Raw genomic sequence first — 15266 nt, 5'->3', positions numbered from 1 at the left:
CCGCCTACGACCCGACTCCCGCTGTCACAACGGGCCGATCACGCTCGGGTGCCGGGCCCTGACGGCGGGTCCGGCGCAGTTGCAGGACGGCGACGGAGGAGAGCACCAGCACGCCGCCGAGGAGCTGCACCGGGGTCAGGGACTCGCCGAGGACGAGGGTGGCCAGTGCGGCGGTGACCACCGGCTCGAAGGTGGACAGGATCGCCGCCGTCGACGGGCCGGTGCGTTTGAGCCCGGCGAAGAACGTGAGCATCGCCACCACGGTGGAGACCACGGCGATGCAGGCCAGCCAGAACCATCCCGACGGCCCGAACCCGAGGTCGACGCCGCCGGTGAGCACGGCGCGGACGCCGAGCGTGCCGGCGGCACCGGTCATCACCAGGACCGTCAGGACCACCGGGGCCAACCGGTGCACCACCGTGTCGGCGACCAGGATGTAGACGGTGTAGGTGACCGCGGAGGCGAACGCCAGCAACGCCCCGACCGGGTGGAAGCTCACCCCGCCGGCACCGAGCAGCACCAGCAGGGTGCCCGCCGAGGCGGCCACGAGCGCCGCCCCGCGCGCGGGGCTGAGCCGGTCCCGACCGAGCGCCACCGCCACCACGGTCACCATGACCGGGTAGGTGTAGAGGATCAGGGCCAGCAGCGAGGCGTCCATCCGTTGCAGCGCGGAGAAGAACAGACTCGCCTGCGTGGCGTACCCGACGGCGCCCAGGCCGACGGCGACGGCCAGCACCCGCCCCCGCCTCATCGGCGCCCGCCCGGCCGCGTCGACCGTGCGCGCACCGGCGTGGCGCAGCCCCGGTCGCACCAGCAGGACCATCCCCAGCAGGACGGCGGCCAGGCTGAAGCGCACCAGCAGCAACGCCCCGGGTGACACCCCGGCGTCGTACGCGAGCTTTCCGAAGATCGCCATCGCGCCGAAGCAGGCCGCGGAGAGAAGACACAGTGCTGCACCCATGCGTGCAATGATCTTGGACGGTGACCCCTCGGGTCCAGCGACGATTCCCGCAGCTGACTCTTTAGCATTTCCGAATGATCGACATCGACCTGCGGCGGCTGCGGTTCCTGCGGGAGTTCGAGGAACGCGGCACCCTCGCCGCCGTCGCCGCCGCGCTGGGCTACAGCCCGTCCACGGTCTCCCAGCAGCTCACGCTGCTGGAACGGGAGGTCGGCGCCCCGCTGCTCACCAAGGCCGGACGAGGTGTGCGACTCACCGACGCCGGACGTCTGCTGGCGCAGCACGCCCGGGTGCTGCTGTCGGCGGCCGAGACGGCAGCGGCCGACCTGGCCGCCCTCAGCGGCGACATCCGCGGCACCGTACGCGCCGGCGGCCTGCAGTCGGCGGCCCGACGCCTGCTCGTGCCCGCCCTGGTACGCCTGCGGGCCGACCACCCGCAGATCCGGGTGGAGATATTCGAGCTGGAACTCGAACAGGCCCTGCCCAGCCTGCGGCTGGGTGCGGTCGACGTGGTCATCGGCGACGAGTACGACGGCCACCCGCGCCCCCGGCCGGCCGGACTACGCTTCACGCTCCTGCTCGAAGAACCGCTGAAGATCGTGCTGCCCGCCGCGCATCCACTCGCCCGTACCGGCGGGCCCGTCGCGGTCGCCGACCTGCGCTCGGAGGTCTGGGCCGCCTCCGCCGAGGGCACCGGCCACCACGCCATGGTCGTCGGCACCTGCCGCGCCCTCGGCGGCTACGAACCCGACCTGCGACACCGGGCCAGCGACGCCGACGTGCAACTCGAACTCGTCCGCGCCGGCGCCGCCGTGTCCCTGATGCCCGCCCTCACCCTGCCCGGCGATGATCCCGCCCTCGCGATCCGCGACATCGCCGAGACCGCCCTCAAACGCCGCCTGGTCGCCGCCACCCGGGACACCCCGGCCGCTCCCGCGCTCACCACCTTTCTGGCGGCCCTGACGGACCAGGTGCACCGGATCGGCCTCAACTCGCCGGCGTCCGCCGAACGCTGACGGCCGCGCCGTTTCGGCCCGCGCGTGCTACCTAGGACAGCGCTGCCTCAAGGTCCGCAGCGGCCTCGTACGCGGCAGCGGCCCGTGTGGCGTCGTCCGCGCTCAACGCGACACGATCGACGCGGGCCAGCATCTCGGCCGCCGTGGCCGGATCGTCCAGGGCCATCGCCACCTCGGCGCGGTAGACGAGCACCTCCACCACCGCGACCGGGTCGTCATCCGGCTCGGGACGGGCCAGTGCGCTGTCGAGAATCCGGGCCGCCTGTCGGGCGTCCCCTCGGGAGTCGGCCTGCACGACGGCGTTCGCCATCGCCTTGCCCAGCCGCCCGGTCGACGCCGGGGCGGGGGAGGCCGGGGTGTTCTGGAAGACGCGGATCCAGTTGCCGCCGGGATCGATGACGCTGAAGCCGCTCAGCCCGTCGGCGTTCTTCCGCGCCCGGGGTCGGGTCATCCGTGGCGTCCCGGAGACCAGCACCTTGCCGTACGCGGCGCGCATGCCCGCCGCGAATGCCCGGTACAACTGCCCCGTGTCCGAGGTCAGCACGATGCACGAGCCGTAGGACTGCGCCGGATCGAACCCCGGGATCTCGAAGAACTGCAGGTTCAGGTCTTCCCGTTGCAACCCCACGGCAGGGTTGGGTTTGCGCTGCTTGTACGTGGTGTGGAACCCGAGCACCGAGTAGAAGGCGACGATGTCGTCGATCGACGGGCAGGGCAGCAGGGGGATGGTCACCTCGTTTGTCATTCGTCCTTCGTAGCCGTCGCCTCGGGGCACACGCACATGGAAATGTCCGATCGTCAGCCACGGACGGCCGAACGGGCGATGCGATGCGAGCTGCGCCTGGCTCGCGGCAATCCCTGCCGGCAACTCATCGCGGCGTGCGGCTTCAGCCGGACAGCGCCGTTGATTGCTTCTGACACAGCACCCCGCTGGAACCACGGGCGAGCCGATCTCCGACGGCGGAACCACCCCACTTCGAATTACCGGATTACTTTACTCAGCAATCCGGTAATTCACCGTCACAAAGTGGGCATATCGTGCGTGCATCATAATGACTGTTATTGTGCGTAAGAAGTTGGGCTGGTGTATTCGTGGCGTCGACCGAGGATCAGCGGCCGGCAGCGGGGCTTCGACACGGTGGTGGAGATGGACCGCCAATCAGGACGGCTGGCGTCCGTACGTGGCGCGGGCGTCGGCGACCGTCGCGGCTTGACGCTCGCGCCACCGCTGCTGTGCCTGTCGGTTGCAGGCCCGACAGAGCCGCCGCAGCCGGCCCGTCACGGGATCGGTTTCCCGCTCATGGCCGTTGCGGCACCACGGACGTTGGGCACGTTCCCGGCAGTTGTCCGCGTGGCTGAGCTGACGCAGATGGCTGGGCTCGATGCAGTCCGGGGTACCGCAGTCGTGGTGGACCTCGAAGGTGGGGTCGTAGCCGCCGACGAAGACCACGTACGCGGCGATGTGCGCCCAGGCCCGACCGGCCAGCTTCTGATACACGCCGCGCTGAGGGCCATAGCCACGCACGACGAGACATCCGTTGTCGGCACGCGTGGAGCGGCTCAGCAGGTAGGCCCGCAGGGTCTCCTCGGTGAAGTGTCGCGACAGCCCGTTGATCTGGGACAGCATCGGTTCATGCTATGGCCCGCCGCCGACAGGTTGCCGTCGTAGCAGGCGGCGCGAACGGCACCGGCACACCTCTACCGGTTGGTCGCCGGGACGCAGTAGACGTCGCCGGAGTTGGTCTCGTGCGGCAGCGCGAGCAGATGGGTGGCCATCTCGGCGGCGTCGACCCAACGGCCGAGGGTCAGCGCCTTGGTGTCGCCGAGGGCCACGTCGAAGCCGCCGAAGCCGAGGGCGGCCAGCCGGTCCAGGCAGCGCAGCGCCACCGACCGTCCGATCGTGGTGAACTCGAACGACAGCGCCGGCAGCGGTCGACTCAGACCGGCGAGCACCGCGTCCTCGAATCCTTCCACGTCGATTTTGGTGAAGGCCGGGGTACCGTGCTCGGCGATCAACGCGTCGACGGTGGTGACGGGTACCTCGATCTGGCCGTCCCAGACCTGGTCCTCCCAGCCACCGGCGCCGGCCGCGGCGGCGACGAAGTCACCGGAGGCGGTGGAGACGGTCGGGTTGGCGGAGTTGACCAGGAAGCCGATCCGACCCGGTTGCGCCCCGCACGCCGCCGCCACCAGGGTGACCTGGTCGTCGTCGGCGTAGATGGCCCGCAACGCGCGCAGGCACAGCGGTTGCGGCTCCACGGCGATCACCCGGGCGCCGAGGCGGCGGAAGCTGCCGATGTGGTCGCCCACGTGCGAGCCGATGTCGAACACCAGGTCGCCGGGGCGTACGAAGCGGGCGTAGAAGGCGTCCATCGCCGCGTCGCGCTCCGGGTCGCCGTAGTAGACCTCGAGGGAGCGGTGCAGTGCAGCGGTGGCCGGATCGGCCTTGAGCGCCTCGACCGCGGCAGACTGGAAGCTCATCGCCGCACCTTAACCCGTCCACACCATCGGCCATGGCGCTTCGTTGATGCCACGGTCACCCGCTGTGGCGTACCTCGGTGGCCCAGATGTCGGCCCACGGGCGGCGCAGGCCCCGGCACAGCCAGATCGGCCCGCCGTTCTCGTCGTTGTCCACCGCCACCCGCTGGTCCACCCGGCCGGCCAGGGTCACCTCGGTGAACCACGTACGCAGTTGCTGTGGTTGTTGCCAGCCGACGGCGATCACCACGTCGGCGTCCTCCGGTGGCCGGCCGAAGTCGGCCATGCTGTTGTGCCCGGAGTAGGCGGCGGGCAGGCCGCGTTGCGGGCCGTACCGGGCCACCGCGCCGGCCTCGCCGTAGTTGCCGGTGAGGATCACCGCCCGGGCCTGCTCGTCGGCCGGTAGCCGGCGGTGCACGGCGGCGAGGGAGTCGGTGAACGCCGGCCAGCCGATGGTCTCGCCGGTGTCGTAGTTGACGGCGACCACGAAGCCGGGCAGCCGGTCGACCGGCAACGCCGGCAGCAGCAGCACCGTGTTACTGGCGGCGGTGAGCACCACGACGGCCGCCAGCAACACCCGGCGCACGCGGGCCCGGCCGTGCTGCGCCCACTGGGCGGCCACGACCGCACCGGCGGCGGTCAGCACCAGCAGCAGCGGAGCGGGATAGTAGCCCTTGCCGCCGGCGAGCAGCACGACACCGACGACGACCAGCCACGCCCAGCCCAGCGACCGGTACCTGCGCCACGCCGGACGGCGCACCAGCACGAACAGCCCGATCGACCAGATCGGCACGACGAACGGGCTGATGATCAGGAACTGGAGGATGGCCGCGTCGAGCCGACCGCTGTAGGAGCTGTCCCCGCCGGAGATGGTGGCGGCGACCCCGAGCTGGGGAAATCCGTGGGTCGCCTGCCAGAGCAGGGTCGGCGCGGCGAGCAGCGCGAAGATCCCGGCGGCGAGGAGCACGGTGCGGTCGCGCAGCAGCCGGCGTGGTCCGGCGATCGCCAGTCCCGCGAGCAGACCGACGGCGAGCAGCGCGGGCAGCAACTTGTTGAGCATGCCGATGCCGAGGACCGCGCCGACGGCCAGGGCCCACCGACTGTCGGCGGTACGCAGCAGCCGGACCGTGCACAGCGCGGCGGCGAGCCAGATCACCAGGTCGACGGTGGTGGTGCTGAGCAGGTGACCGCTGGCCAGTGTGATGCCCGACGCGCCGCCGAGGGCCGCGGCGAGCGTCTGTGCGCCGCGGCCGGCACCGAGCTGCCGGGCGATCGCGGCGACCATCAGCACCGCCGCACCGGCCAGCAGCGCAGACGGCGTACGCAGGGCGAGCAGGCTGTCCGGCGCGATCGTGTCGACCAGCCGGGCCAGGGCGGGCACCAGCGGCCCCTGGTCCACGTACCCCCAGTCGAGGTGGCGCCCGGCGAGCAGGAAATACAGCTCGTCGCGGTGGTAGCCGTAACGGGGCGCCATGATCAGCAGCAGGATCGTGACCGCCCCGGCGACCAGCCACGGGCCACCGGACCGGGGGCCCGGAGCGGGTGGGCCCGGCCGTCGGGGCTGGCCGAGGTCGGTCTCGGGTGCCGTCGACCGCGTCACGGCACCCATTGTCGGTCAGATCGGCCGTCGACGGGTACCCGGTCCGTGATCGAGGCAACGATCCCGGTTCGGAATATGTTGTTAACCTCAGGGCATGACCATCCCGTCGCCGGGGCGCCCGTCGGACTTGATGTTTCTGCTCAGTTGGGCCAGCCACGCCCTGCGCGCGGAGCACGCCGTGGGCCTGGCCGAGCTCGGCATCACTCCTCGGGACCACTGCGTGCTGGCCCGGGCCCGGGCCGGCGGCCTCACCCAGCGGCAGCTCGGTGACCTGTGCGGGGTGGACAAGACGACAATGGTGGTGACCCTGGATCACCTTGAGGCCGCCGGCCTGGCCCGCCGGGTCCCGTCGCCGACCGACCGACGGGCCCGGCTGGTGGAGGTGACCACGCAGGGCGAGCAGGTGCTCGACCAGGCTCAGGAGATCGCCGCCGGGCTGGAACAGGACGTGCTCGCCGCGTTGCCGGACAGCGAGCGTGAGGTGTTCCTCAGCGCGGTGCAGCGGCTGGTGGGCGGGCGGCTGTCCCGGGTCAACGCCTGCGGGCCGGCCGGCTCGGTCTGTTAGCGGCGAGTCTCAGGTCAGCACCGTCCGGGTCAGGAAGTCCCGGATGTGACCGGCCGCGGTGTCCAGGTGACTTTCGAGCAGGAAGTGACCGCCTCCGGGCACCAGGCGTATCTCGGCCGCCGGTAGATCCCGGGTGAATGCGCGTGCGCCGTCCGGGCCGAAGATGAGGTCCTCGGCGCCCCATACGGCCAGCAGCGGCACCTGGCTCTGCCGGAAGTACGCGTGCAGCCGCGGGTACAGGGGCGGGTTTGTGGCGTAGTCGCGGAAGAGGGCGAGCTGGGCCAGGTCGTTGCCAGGGCGGCTGATGTCGCGGTGGTCGGACGTCCAGGTGTCGGGGTCGACCAGTTCGGGCCGGTCCACGCCGTGCAGGTACTGCCAGCGGATCGCGTCGACGCTGAGCGCCTCGCGGACCGCGGGCTCCGTGTCCGGTCCCGGGTTCTTGGCGTACGCCCACACAGGTGCCCAGAACTGCGGGACGAAGCCGTCGTCGTACGCGTTGCCGTTCTGGCTGATCACGGCGGTGACGGCCGCCGGGGTGCGTAGCGCGAGCCGCCATCCGACGGGCGCGCCGTAGTCCTGCACGTAGATGGCGTAGCGGGTGATGCCGAGGTCGGTCAGCAGCGCCTCGGTGAGGTTGGCGAGCGCGTCGAAGGTGTAGGTGAACGTGTCGGCGGGCGGGGTGTCGGAGTGGCCGAAGCCGAGGTGGTCGGGGGCGATGACGTGGAACCGGTCGGCGAGGCGCGGGATCAGCTGGCGGAACATCCGTGAGCTGGTGGGGAAGCCGTGCAGGAGCAGCAGCGTCGGCGCGTCGTGGGGCCCTGCCTCGCGGTAGAAGATGCGGTGCCCTCGCACGGTGGCGTACCGGTGACGAACCTCGACCATGACTAACCCTCTCGAATGCTTTTGATGGTTACCTGCGCCCAGTGGACCGAATGTCGGGGTAACCTGTCAAGGCAATCAAGAGGGTTAGCCGACCGGGTGGGTGGATGATCGACGAAGAGGCGCTGCTGGAGGCACTGAACAGCACTCCGGTGGTGGACGGCCGACCGCAGGACCGGTGGGCCGACGAGGACGCACTGCGGCAGTGGGCGCGCGAGCACGGCGGTGCCGACGACGCGCCGGCGATCGAGTGGCTGCGTACGGCCAGGGACGTGCTTCAGGTCGCCACGCGCGGCCCGGTGCCGGAGGCGGACCTGCGGCGGATCCTCACCGGCGTCCAGCAGGTGCCCGAGGTCGACGGGTCGACCCTGCGCTGGCGGTTGTACGGACCACCCGAACGGATGCTCGCGGTGGAGTTGGTGCTCACCTGGTACGACGTGCAGACACGCCGCCCCGGTCGACTGCGCCCCTGCGGCAATGACGAGTGCCGCCTGTTCCACCTGGACCGCAGCCGCGCCAACACCGCCCGCTGGTGCTCGATGAAGACCTGCGGCAACCGCTTGAAGGCCCGCCGCCACCAGGAACGCACCCGCCACAAACCGGCGACCTGAGCGGCGCTTCGTACGCCTGCTTGATCTCGAAACAGATCGTCCCGCGCGAGATCATCTGATACGGTCACTGTGCAGGTACCCAACCAAGGAGTGGCCCATGAGCAGCACCACCGCGCCATCCGTCAGCACCACCGCGTCCCTGCGCCGCCGATCCCTCGGCATCCTGGCGGCCGTTGCCGCCTGTGTCGCGATCTGGTTGGTCGGGGCGTTCGGCGGCGCCGACTACGCGGTACGCAGCCCCGGTCAGGCCGTGATGGTCGTCAACCTCGTTCCGGTCGTCGTCGTCTCCCTCGCAGCAGCCCTGCTGGGCTGGGCGGCACTGGCCCTGCTGGAGCGATTCACCGGACGATCCGCCACCACCATCTGGTTCAGCCTCGTGGTGGCGGCCACGCTGCTGTCGTTCGCGCCTCTGCTCCAGGTCGACGCCACGGCCGGCGCCAAGATCGCCCTGGGGGCGATGCACCTGACGGTGCCGGTCGTCCTGGTCAGCCAGCTACCCGAGAACGACCACTGAAAACTCGACTTGACGACGAGCGGCGAGCGCGTTAAACACGTAGGTGAAGTTGAGTCGTACGGACTCAACTCTGAAACCTTCGGCCCAAGGAACCGAGGAGGCACGACATGCTGATGCGCACCGACCCGTTCCGGGAGATCGACCGGATCGCCGAGCAGTTCTTCGGCACCACCAGCCGTCCCGCCGTCATGCACATGGACGCCTACCGCGACGGTGACTACTTCTACGCGGCATTCGACCTGCCGGGCGTCGACCCGGACAGCATCGACTGCACCGTGCAACGCAACGTGCTGACCGTCCGTGCCGAGCGTCGCCGCCCCACCGGCGACAGCGTCGAACTCGTCGCCGCCGAGCGCCCGATGGGGGTGTTCCACCGGCAACTCTTCCTCGGCGACACCCTCGACACCGACAAGCTCGAAGCCGGCTACGACAACGGCGTACTGACGCTGCGCATCCCGGTGGCCGAGCGGGCCAAGCCCCGCAAGGTGGCCATCAGCGCCACCGGCAACGGCCGCAAGCAGATCAACGCCTGAAACCGCGACCGCGACGACGGCGGGACGGGTGCCGTCCCGCCGTCGTCCTCACTCCACATCGACCGGACCAGCCGCCCAGGGTTGCTGATCATGTTCCGGCGCGCCTGATCGTGAACCGGCCTCCCGGCTGGGAACCTTTTTCACATGGCCGTGTCCAACACTCCGGTACTGTTCCGCCCACCGGATCATCCCGCTCTGCCCGGCGGCCCGATCGCCGTCACCGAGGCGTGGCTGCGCAACCGGCGACTCAGTGAGCACACCCGCGACGCCTACCGTCGCGACGTCGCCAACTGGCTCGCCTGGTGCACCGACCGCCACCTGGACCCGCTGCGGGTGAACTTCCTGCACGTCAACGAGTACGCGCGAACACTGGAGTCCACACTGGTGGCGCGCACCGGGCGTCCACTCACCCCGGCGACCGTGGCCCGCCGGCTGTCGGCCCTGTCCAGCTGGTACGACTTCCTGGTCAAGCTGCGCGCCGTCGACACCAACCCGGTCGCCGACGCCGACCGGCCCCGCGTCGACCGCGACCACTCCGCCACCATCGGGCTGACCCCCGACGAGGTCGACGCGCTGCTCACCGCCGCCGACGCCGAAACCGGGCCGACCGCCGCCCGCAACCGGGCCGCCATCGCCCTGCTGGCCGACCTCGGCCTGCGGGTCGGGGAACTGGTCGCCCTGGACATCACCGACCTCGGCGCGGAACGGGGACACCGCAGCGTCCGCTTCGTCGGCAAGGGCGGCAAGGCCCGCCGTCGGGCGCTGACCCCCTCCACCGCCCACGCCGTCGACACGTACCTGGCGCAGCGGGCCGCCGCCGAGGGCGTGCAGGTCAACGAGCTGACCGGCCCGCTGCTGGTCACCGCCAGCGGTGCCCGCCTGGACCGGCACTCGGTGTTCCGGCTGGTCCGCCGCCTGGCCCGCAGCGCCCAGATACCGGCCTGGGCGCACCTGTCGCCGCACTCGCTGCGGCACGCCTTCGCCACCACCGCCCGCGCGGAGGGCGTACCGCTGGAGGACGTGCAGGACGCCATGGGTCACGCCGACCCGCGCACCACCCGCCGCTACGACCGGGACCGGCACAACCTCGACCGGGATCCCGCGTACGTCATCTGGGCCGCTCGCGCCCGCCGTCGCGGCTGACCGGCGCGCAGCGCCCACCCCACCGACGGCGGCGGCTTTCCGCCCGCCGTGGCGGCGAATTCTCTACCGTCTGAGGGTGTGGGCGCTGCGCAGTCGTGGAGCAGACCGGCCCGGCGACGCCACCCGATGCGGGCTGGGCTCACCTTCGCCGGGATCGGGGTGGCCCTGTGCTGCGTCGGCGTCGCCGGCCTGGGCGCCTGGAACGTCCAGGTCGTCACGCAGGCCGCCGGCCCGGTCCGGGAGACCGCCGAAGGGTTCCTGCGGCAGGTCACCGCGGGCGACACCGACGGCGCGTACGGGCGGCTGTGCAGCGACGCGCGCAGCCGGTGGAGCGAACTGGGCTTCGCCAGCTGGGTCCGCACCCCGCCGGTGGTGCGCGACTACGAGATCGTCGACGTGTCGGTGGCCACCCGCGCCGGCCGGCCGTACGGCACCGTCACCGTACGGCTGACCCGCGACAGCGGCAGCACCGAAGAGCGGGACCTGTCGGTGGTGCGTGAAGAGGACGGCTGGCGGGTCTGCGGCGACCCGTACTGACCGTCACACCCCGACCGGCTCGGACGACTCGACCAGCCGGCCGTCGCGCAGCACCAGCACCCGGTCGGCCAACTCCATCAACGTCGGATCGTGCGTGGCCACCAGCGCGGTCATCCCACGGGCGTGCACCAACGCCCGCAACAGGTCCATCACCGCGCGCCCGGTCTCCGAATCCAGCTGACCGGTCGGCTCGTCGGCGATCAGCAACGCCGGGTCGTTGGCCAGCGCCCGGGCGATCGCCACCCGCTGCTGCTGCCCACCGGACATCTCGTACGGCCGCTGCGCCGCGTGGCCACCCAACCCGACCAGCTCCAGCAGCACCGACACCCGTTCCTCGCGCTGCGCCGCCGGCACCTTCGCCAACCGCATCGGCACGCCGACGTTCTCCGCCGCCGACAGGATCGGGATCAACCCGAACGACTGGAACACGAACCCGATGTCATCGCGCCGCAGCCGCAGCAGGTCCCGTTCGCCGGCGCCGGTCACCTCGTGACCGGCCACCCACACCCGGCCCGCGGTGGGCCGGTCCAGACCACCGATCAGGTTCAACAGGGTGGTCTTGCCCGCACCCGAACGGCCCCGCACCGCCACCAGTTCACCGCGTCCGGCGCGCAGCGACACGTCCCGCAGCGCGTGCACCACCCGGTCGCCGCTGCCGTAGTCGCGGCACAGGCCCTGCACCCGGACCAGATCCTCGCTCACACCGTCTTCCTCTCCTCGCCGGAGCGGACCTGCACGTGGTCCGGCTCCAGGGTCAGCTTCACCCGGTCCCGCAACGCCAACGCGTCGACGAAACCGGCGGGCAACTGCATCCGACCGGCCCGGTCGAGCACCGCGTACTCCTCGGTGACCAGTTCCTCGACGCCGTCGGCGCCGACGCGCGCGGTGCGGTGCACCTCGGAGGCGGTCCGGCCGTCGCGGATCGCGATGGTGCGCCGCACCTGCGAGGCCACCTGCGGATCGTGGGTGACCACCACGACGGTGACCCCCAACTCCGCGTTGATGGCCCGCAACGCGCCGAACACCTCGGCGGCGGTGGCCTCGTCCAGCTCACCTGTCGGCTCGTCGGCGAAGAGCACCTCGGGGTCGTTGGCCACCGCCACCGCGACCGCGCACCGCTGCTGCTCGCCGCCGCTCATCTGCCCCGGCCGGCGATCCGCGCAGTAGCCGACCCCGACCATCTCCAGCAGCTCCATCGCCCGCCGCCGACCGGCCCGGCCGCCCCGGCCGGCAAGCCGCATCGGCAACTCGACGTTCTCCCGAGCGGTCAGATAGGGCAGCAGGTTGCGCCCGGTCTGCTGCCACACGAACCCGACCGTGTGCCGCCGGTACCGTAACCGCTTCCGCGCCGACATTGTCAACAGGTCGTAGCCGGCCACCCGGGCGATCCCCGCGGTCGGGGTGTCCAACCCGGACAGGATGTTGAGCACCGTCGACTTGCCGGAACCGGAGGCCCCCACGATGGCCACCAGCTCACCCCGGTCGACCACCAGGTCCAGGCCTTGCAGGGCGACGACCTCCACCCCCTCGGTGGTGAAGATGCGCACCAGCCCGTCGCAGACGATGTGCCCACGCAACCGGTCTGCGCCACCGGCCCGGGCGGCGGCCCGTTCCGCCGCGCGCCGTTGCAGCGTCGCGAGGTCCGGCGCGTCCTTGACCACGGTCATGCGTTCCCCTCTCCGAGACGCAGCGCCTCACCGAGACGCATCCGTCGGTTCACCAGGTTCTCCACCAACAGGCCGGCCAGCAGCCCGAGCAACACCAGCGCCAGCACCCCGCCCACGACCAACGGGTCCAGGTGATCGCGCATCGGCACACCGGGCGCGAACTGGGCCAACCCGAGGGTCGGGCCGAGCAGCCGGGGCAGGGCGATGCCCACCGCCGCACCGGTCACCGCCGCGACCACCACCAGCGGCACCAGCTCGTACACCAGCAGCCGGCGGCCGTGCGCGGCGGACAGGCCCATCGTGCGCAGCCGCGACAGCATCCGGCCCCGGCCGGCCGCGTCGGCGACCACCGCGAACCCGACAGCGAGGACGGCGAGTGCCGCGCCGCCGGCCGCACCCGCGGTGAAAGCCAAGGTCAACACCTCGTTGGCCCCGGTACGCTCCAGCCCGTCCCGGTACGCCTGCCGGGTCTCCAACGTCGCCGGCAGCTGCGTCCGGGTCACCTCCCTGCCGAGCACCTCGGACTGCCGGCGACGCTGCGTGGCGTCGGCCACCTCCAGCAGCTTCGCCTCGTCGACACCGTCGCCGGCGATCAGATACCGGTTGGGGATGATCGGGGTGAACTCGTACTCCGGCAGCGCCTGCCACGGCAGCACCACGAACCGGTCGACCCCCAACCCCACGCCGGGGAAGCTGTCGGCGACCGCGGCGACGCGGAACTCGTACCACCGGCTCTGGACGTCGGCCACTGCGGTGTCGCCGAGTTCCGCCGCCAACGTCGGCGACACCACCGCGGGCACCGGCCCGTCACCGCGGGCCGCGGACCGCAACGCGGCAGGCACCTGCACGTCGACCCCGCTGCGGGCCACCACCTCGGCGAACGCCGGGGCATCCACCACCAGCACCCGCGCCTGCCCGAGCGCCCTCGCCTGCGGCCCGGCCTCGGACAACAGCCGCCGGCTGGACTCCACCGACACGCGAGCCACCGCCTGCACCCCGGGCACCCGGTTCAGCTCGTCCGCCGCGTCCGGGGAGAAGGCCCACCCGGTCAGCCAGGCGTCGGCCGGCACCGTCAGCGTCGCGGCCCGATCCCGGGCGGCGGCCACGGTGGTCGTGACGACCCCACCGAACACGCCGGTGCTGACCGCGACGATCAACACCGCCAACGGTCCCAACGCCACCGGCGCGCCCCGACCGGCCCGCGCCACACCGAGGAACAACAACGCGCCCCGGGCCCGGCCGGTCAGCCGGCCGACCAGTCGCAGCGGCCACGGCAGCAGCCGGATCGCCACCAGCGCGGCAGCGACCGCGACCAGCACCGGCACCGAGCTGAGGTACGCGTCGACACCGCCGGCCGGGTCGAGGCCACGGCGACGCAGCAGCACCACACCCAGACCGGCGAGCACCAACACACCGGCCTCCAGCACCAACCGGCGTACGGACGGGCGCTGCCGGACCAGGTCGACCCGCCCGGCGGTCAGCGCGGCCCGCCGCTGCGACAGCATGGCCAGCACCGGCACCACGGCGGTGGTGAGCACCGCCAGCAGCAGCACCCCCCAGGGCGTTCCCTCCGATCGGCCCGGCACCCGGGTGGCGATCAGCCACCCGAGCAGCACCGCGACCGGTTGCACCGGCAGCGCCTCGGCGAGCGTTCGTCGCCCGATCGCGGCCAGCGAGGCGCCTCGGGCCCGCAGCAACGCCAACTCGTCGCGGCGGCGTTGCACCGTCAGGCGGGCGGCCAGCAGGATCAGCCCGAGCAGGCTGGCGACCAGGCCGGTCTGCGCGATGGCGAGCAGCGCCTGCACCGCGTGCAACTGGTCGACGAACCGGACCAGCGCGACGTCCAGCGACGTGTGCACCGTCGAGCGGGGCAGCCATTCGGTGCGCCGGGTGTCGCCGAGGGCGGTGACCACCGTCTCCAGCGTGGCGGTGTCCAGTCGCCGCTCGTCGAGGCGGTACCGCCACTGGTAGCTGACCGGCACACCGCTGCCGGCGACCACGGTGTCGATTCCGGCCCAGTCGGTGACCGCCATGGCGAGGTAGGGCTCGCCATCGACGACCGGCACGATCGGGTTCAGGCCCAACGTCAGGTCGTCCCAGATCGGATCGCCGGCATCGCGCGCGTTGAACACGCCGACGACCTGCGCCGACGCCTGATTCGCCGGGCTTGCGCCGGTGAAGCGCAGCCGGCTGCCCGGACGCAGCGACAGGACCTCGGCCACCGCCGTGGACACCGCCACCTCGGCCGACCCGCCTGCCTCGGTGTCCGGCCAGCGACCGGCGGTGAGCACCGCCGAATCCTGCAGACCGGTCTGCGCACGCAGACCGATCTTCTTGGCCGCCCCGCCGTCCATCGGCGGATCGTCACCGGTGGCGGACAGGTTCTGCTCGTCCAGCACGGCGGCGTACCACCGGCGATCCACAAGCGAGGGCAGCGGCTGCGGCAACGCCGCGGCGAACCGCTCCAGGTTGGCCTCACCCGCCGCAGCCGGCTTCACCTCGTCGGGCCGCTGCTGGTCGAGGCGCTGTTCGACGGCGAGTGACACGTCACGGACCAGGTGCGGCAGCCGGGCCACATCGGCGTGCAGACTACGGTCGGCGTACCCGTTGGCCAGCCGGGGCATCGCGGTCAGCAGCACCGCCGCCACCAACCCCAGCACCGCCAACAGCCCCACCTGGGCGCCGTACGCCCCGATCCGCCTCACCACTGGTCGTGCCTTTCGTTCGCGACTGCGGGGCTCGCAAGCTCACTCCTCGCGCTC

At 71.9% G+C, this 15266-nt stretch carries 16 protein-coding genes; 7 read left to right on the top strand and 9 right to left on the bottom strand.

Translation table 11 applies throughout. The features are described from left to right. Nucleotides 1-4: 4 nt before the first annotated feature. On the bottom strand, nt 5-961 hold the full coding sequence (locus EG812_RS24785; protein WP_126712931.1) for a DMT family transporter: 957 nt from the start codon (nt 959-961) through the stop codon (nt 5-7). An 83-nt stretch (nt 962-1044) separates the two neighbouring features. Between EG812_RS24785 and EG812_RS24780 the strand changes: the two genes are divergently transcribed. Then, nucleotides 1045-1977, top strand: coding sequence for a LysR family transcriptional regulator (locus tag EG812_RS24780; protein WP_431883259.1), 933 nt, complete (start codon nt 1045-1047; stop codon nt 1975-1977). Between the two features lie 31 nt (nt 1978-2008). Here the strand turns inward: EG812_RS24780 and EG812_RS24775 are convergent, their stop codons facing one another. The 4 genes from EG812_RS24775 to EG812_RS24760 all read right to left on the bottom strand — a co-directional run bounded on the left by EG812_RS24775 (nt 2009) and on the right by EG812_RS24760 (nt 6064). After that, the gene (locus EG812_RS24775; RefSeq protein ID WP_013733849.1) at nt 2009-2722 is read right to left on the bottom strand and encodes a DUF8817 family protein; all 714 of its coding nucleotides are present in this window, start codon (nt 2720-2722) and stop codon (nt 2009-2011) included. Between the two features lie 414 nt (nt 2723-3136). Beyond that, nucleotides 3137-3604 (bottom strand): HNH endonuclease, encoded by a 468-nt coding sequence (locus EG812_RS24770; RefSeq protein WP_126712928.1) that lies wholly within the window; start codon nt 3602-3604, stop codon nt 3137-3139. A 71-nt stretch (nt 3605-3675) separates the two neighbouring features. Continuing rightward, the gene (locus tag EG812_RS24765; protein WP_126712927.1) at nt 3676-4458 is read right to left on the bottom strand and encodes an FkbM family methyltransferase; all 783 of its coding nucleotides are present in this window, start codon (nt 4456-4458) and stop codon (nt 3676-3678) included. Nucleotides 4459-4513: 55 nt separating this feature from the next. Then, nucleotides 4514-6064, bottom strand: coding sequence for an ArnT family glycosyltransferase (locus EG812_RS24760; protein ID WP_126712925.1), 1551 nt, complete (start codon nt 6062-6064; stop codon nt 4514-4516). Nucleotides 6065-6149: 85 nt separating this feature from the next. Between EG812_RS24760 and EG812_RS24755 the strand changes: the two genes are divergently transcribed. Continuing rightward, nucleotides 6150-6620: a MarR family winged helix-turn-helix transcriptional regulator gene (locus tag EG812_RS24755; protein ID WP_126712923.1), complete on the top strand. Its 471-nt coding sequence runs from the start codon at nt 6150-6152 to the stop codon at nt 6618-6620. 9 nt (nt 6621-6629) lie between these two features. Here the strand turns inward: EG812_RS24755 and EG812_RS24750 are convergent, their stop codons facing one another. Next, complete coding sequence (locus tag EG812_RS24750) at nt 6630-7502, bottom strand: alpha/beta fold hydrolase (protein WP_126712922.1); 873 nt, start codon at nt 7500-7502, stop codon at nt 6630-6632. Nucleotides 7503-7606: 104 nt separating this feature from the next. On the opposite strand from EG812_RS24750, the gene EG812_RS24745 reads away from it, so the two are divergent. The 5 genes from EG812_RS24745 (at nt 7607) to EG812_RS24725 (ending at nt 10837) form a co-directional block, all read left to right on the top strand. Beyond that, a complete protein-coding gene (locus tag EG812_RS24745) occupies nt 7607-8110 on the top strand; it encodes a CGNR zinc finger domain-containing protein (RefSeq protein WP_013733855.1) in 504 nt (167 codons plus the stop codon). Nucleotides 8111-8207: 97 nt separating this feature from the next. Further along, nucleotides 8208-8624: a DUF6069 family protein gene (locus tag EG812_RS24740; protein ID WP_013733856.1), complete on the top strand. Its 417-nt coding sequence runs from the start codon at nt 8208-8210 to the stop codon at nt 8622-8624. Nucleotides 8625-8731: 107 nt separating this feature from the next. Then, entirely contained in the window at nt 8732-9157 is a 426-nt protein-coding gene (locus EG812_RS24735) for an Hsp20/alpha crystallin family protein (RefSeq protein WP_013733857.1), read from the top strand. A 144-nt stretch (nt 9158-9301) separates the two neighbouring features. Continuing rightward, nucleotides 9302-10300: a tyrosine-type recombinase/integrase gene (locus EG812_RS24730; RefSeq protein ID WP_126712920.1), complete on the top strand. Its 999-nt coding sequence runs from the start codon at nt 9302-9304 to the stop codon at nt 10298-10300. A 126-nt stretch (nt 10301-10426) separates the two neighbouring features. Further along, the gene (locus EG812_RS24725; RefSeq protein ID WP_013733859.1) at nt 10427-10837 is read left to right on the top strand and encodes an Rv0361 family membrane protein; all 411 of its coding nucleotides are present in this window, start codon (nt 10427-10429) and stop codon (nt 10835-10837) included. 3 nt (nt 10838-10840) lie between these two features. Here the strand turns inward: EG812_RS24725 and EG812_RS24720 are convergent, their stop codons facing one another. The 3 genes from EG812_RS24720 to EG812_RS24710 are packed head-to-tail and all read right to left on the bottom strand — an operon-like array spanning nt 10841 to nt 15212. After that, nucleotides 10841-11539 carry an ABC transporter ATP-binding protein gene (locus EG812_RS24720; RefSeq protein ID WP_126712919.1) on the bottom strand — a complete coding sequence of 233 codons (699 nt, stop codon included), beginning with the start codon at nt 11537-11539 and terminating at the stop codon, nt 10841-10843. Continuing rightward, on the bottom strand, nt 11536-12504 hold the full coding sequence (locus tag EG812_RS24715) for an ABC transporter ATP-binding protein (protein WP_013733861.1): 969 nt from the start codon (nt 12502-12504) through the stop codon (nt 11536-11538). Before EG812_RS24715 ends, EG812_RS24720 begins: the two co-directional genes overlap by 4 nt. After that, nucleotides 12501-15212 (bottom strand): ABC transporter permease, encoded by a 2712-nt coding sequence (locus EG812_RS24710; RefSeq protein ID WP_126712917.1) that lies wholly within the window; start codon nt 15210-15212, stop codon nt 12501-12503. Before EG812_RS24710 ends, EG812_RS24715 begins: the two co-directional genes overlap by 4 nt. Between the last annotated feature and the right edge of the window lie 54 nt (nt 15213-15266).

This window comes from Verrucosispora sp. FIM060022, from assembly GCF_003977705.1.
Classification (GTDB): Bacteria; Actinomycetota; Actinomycetes; order Mycobacteriales; family Micromonosporaceae; genus Micromonospora; species Micromonospora gifhornensis.
Note: the sequence above shows the minus strand (reverse complement) of the source record. Positions and strands in the feature narration are given on the sequence as shown.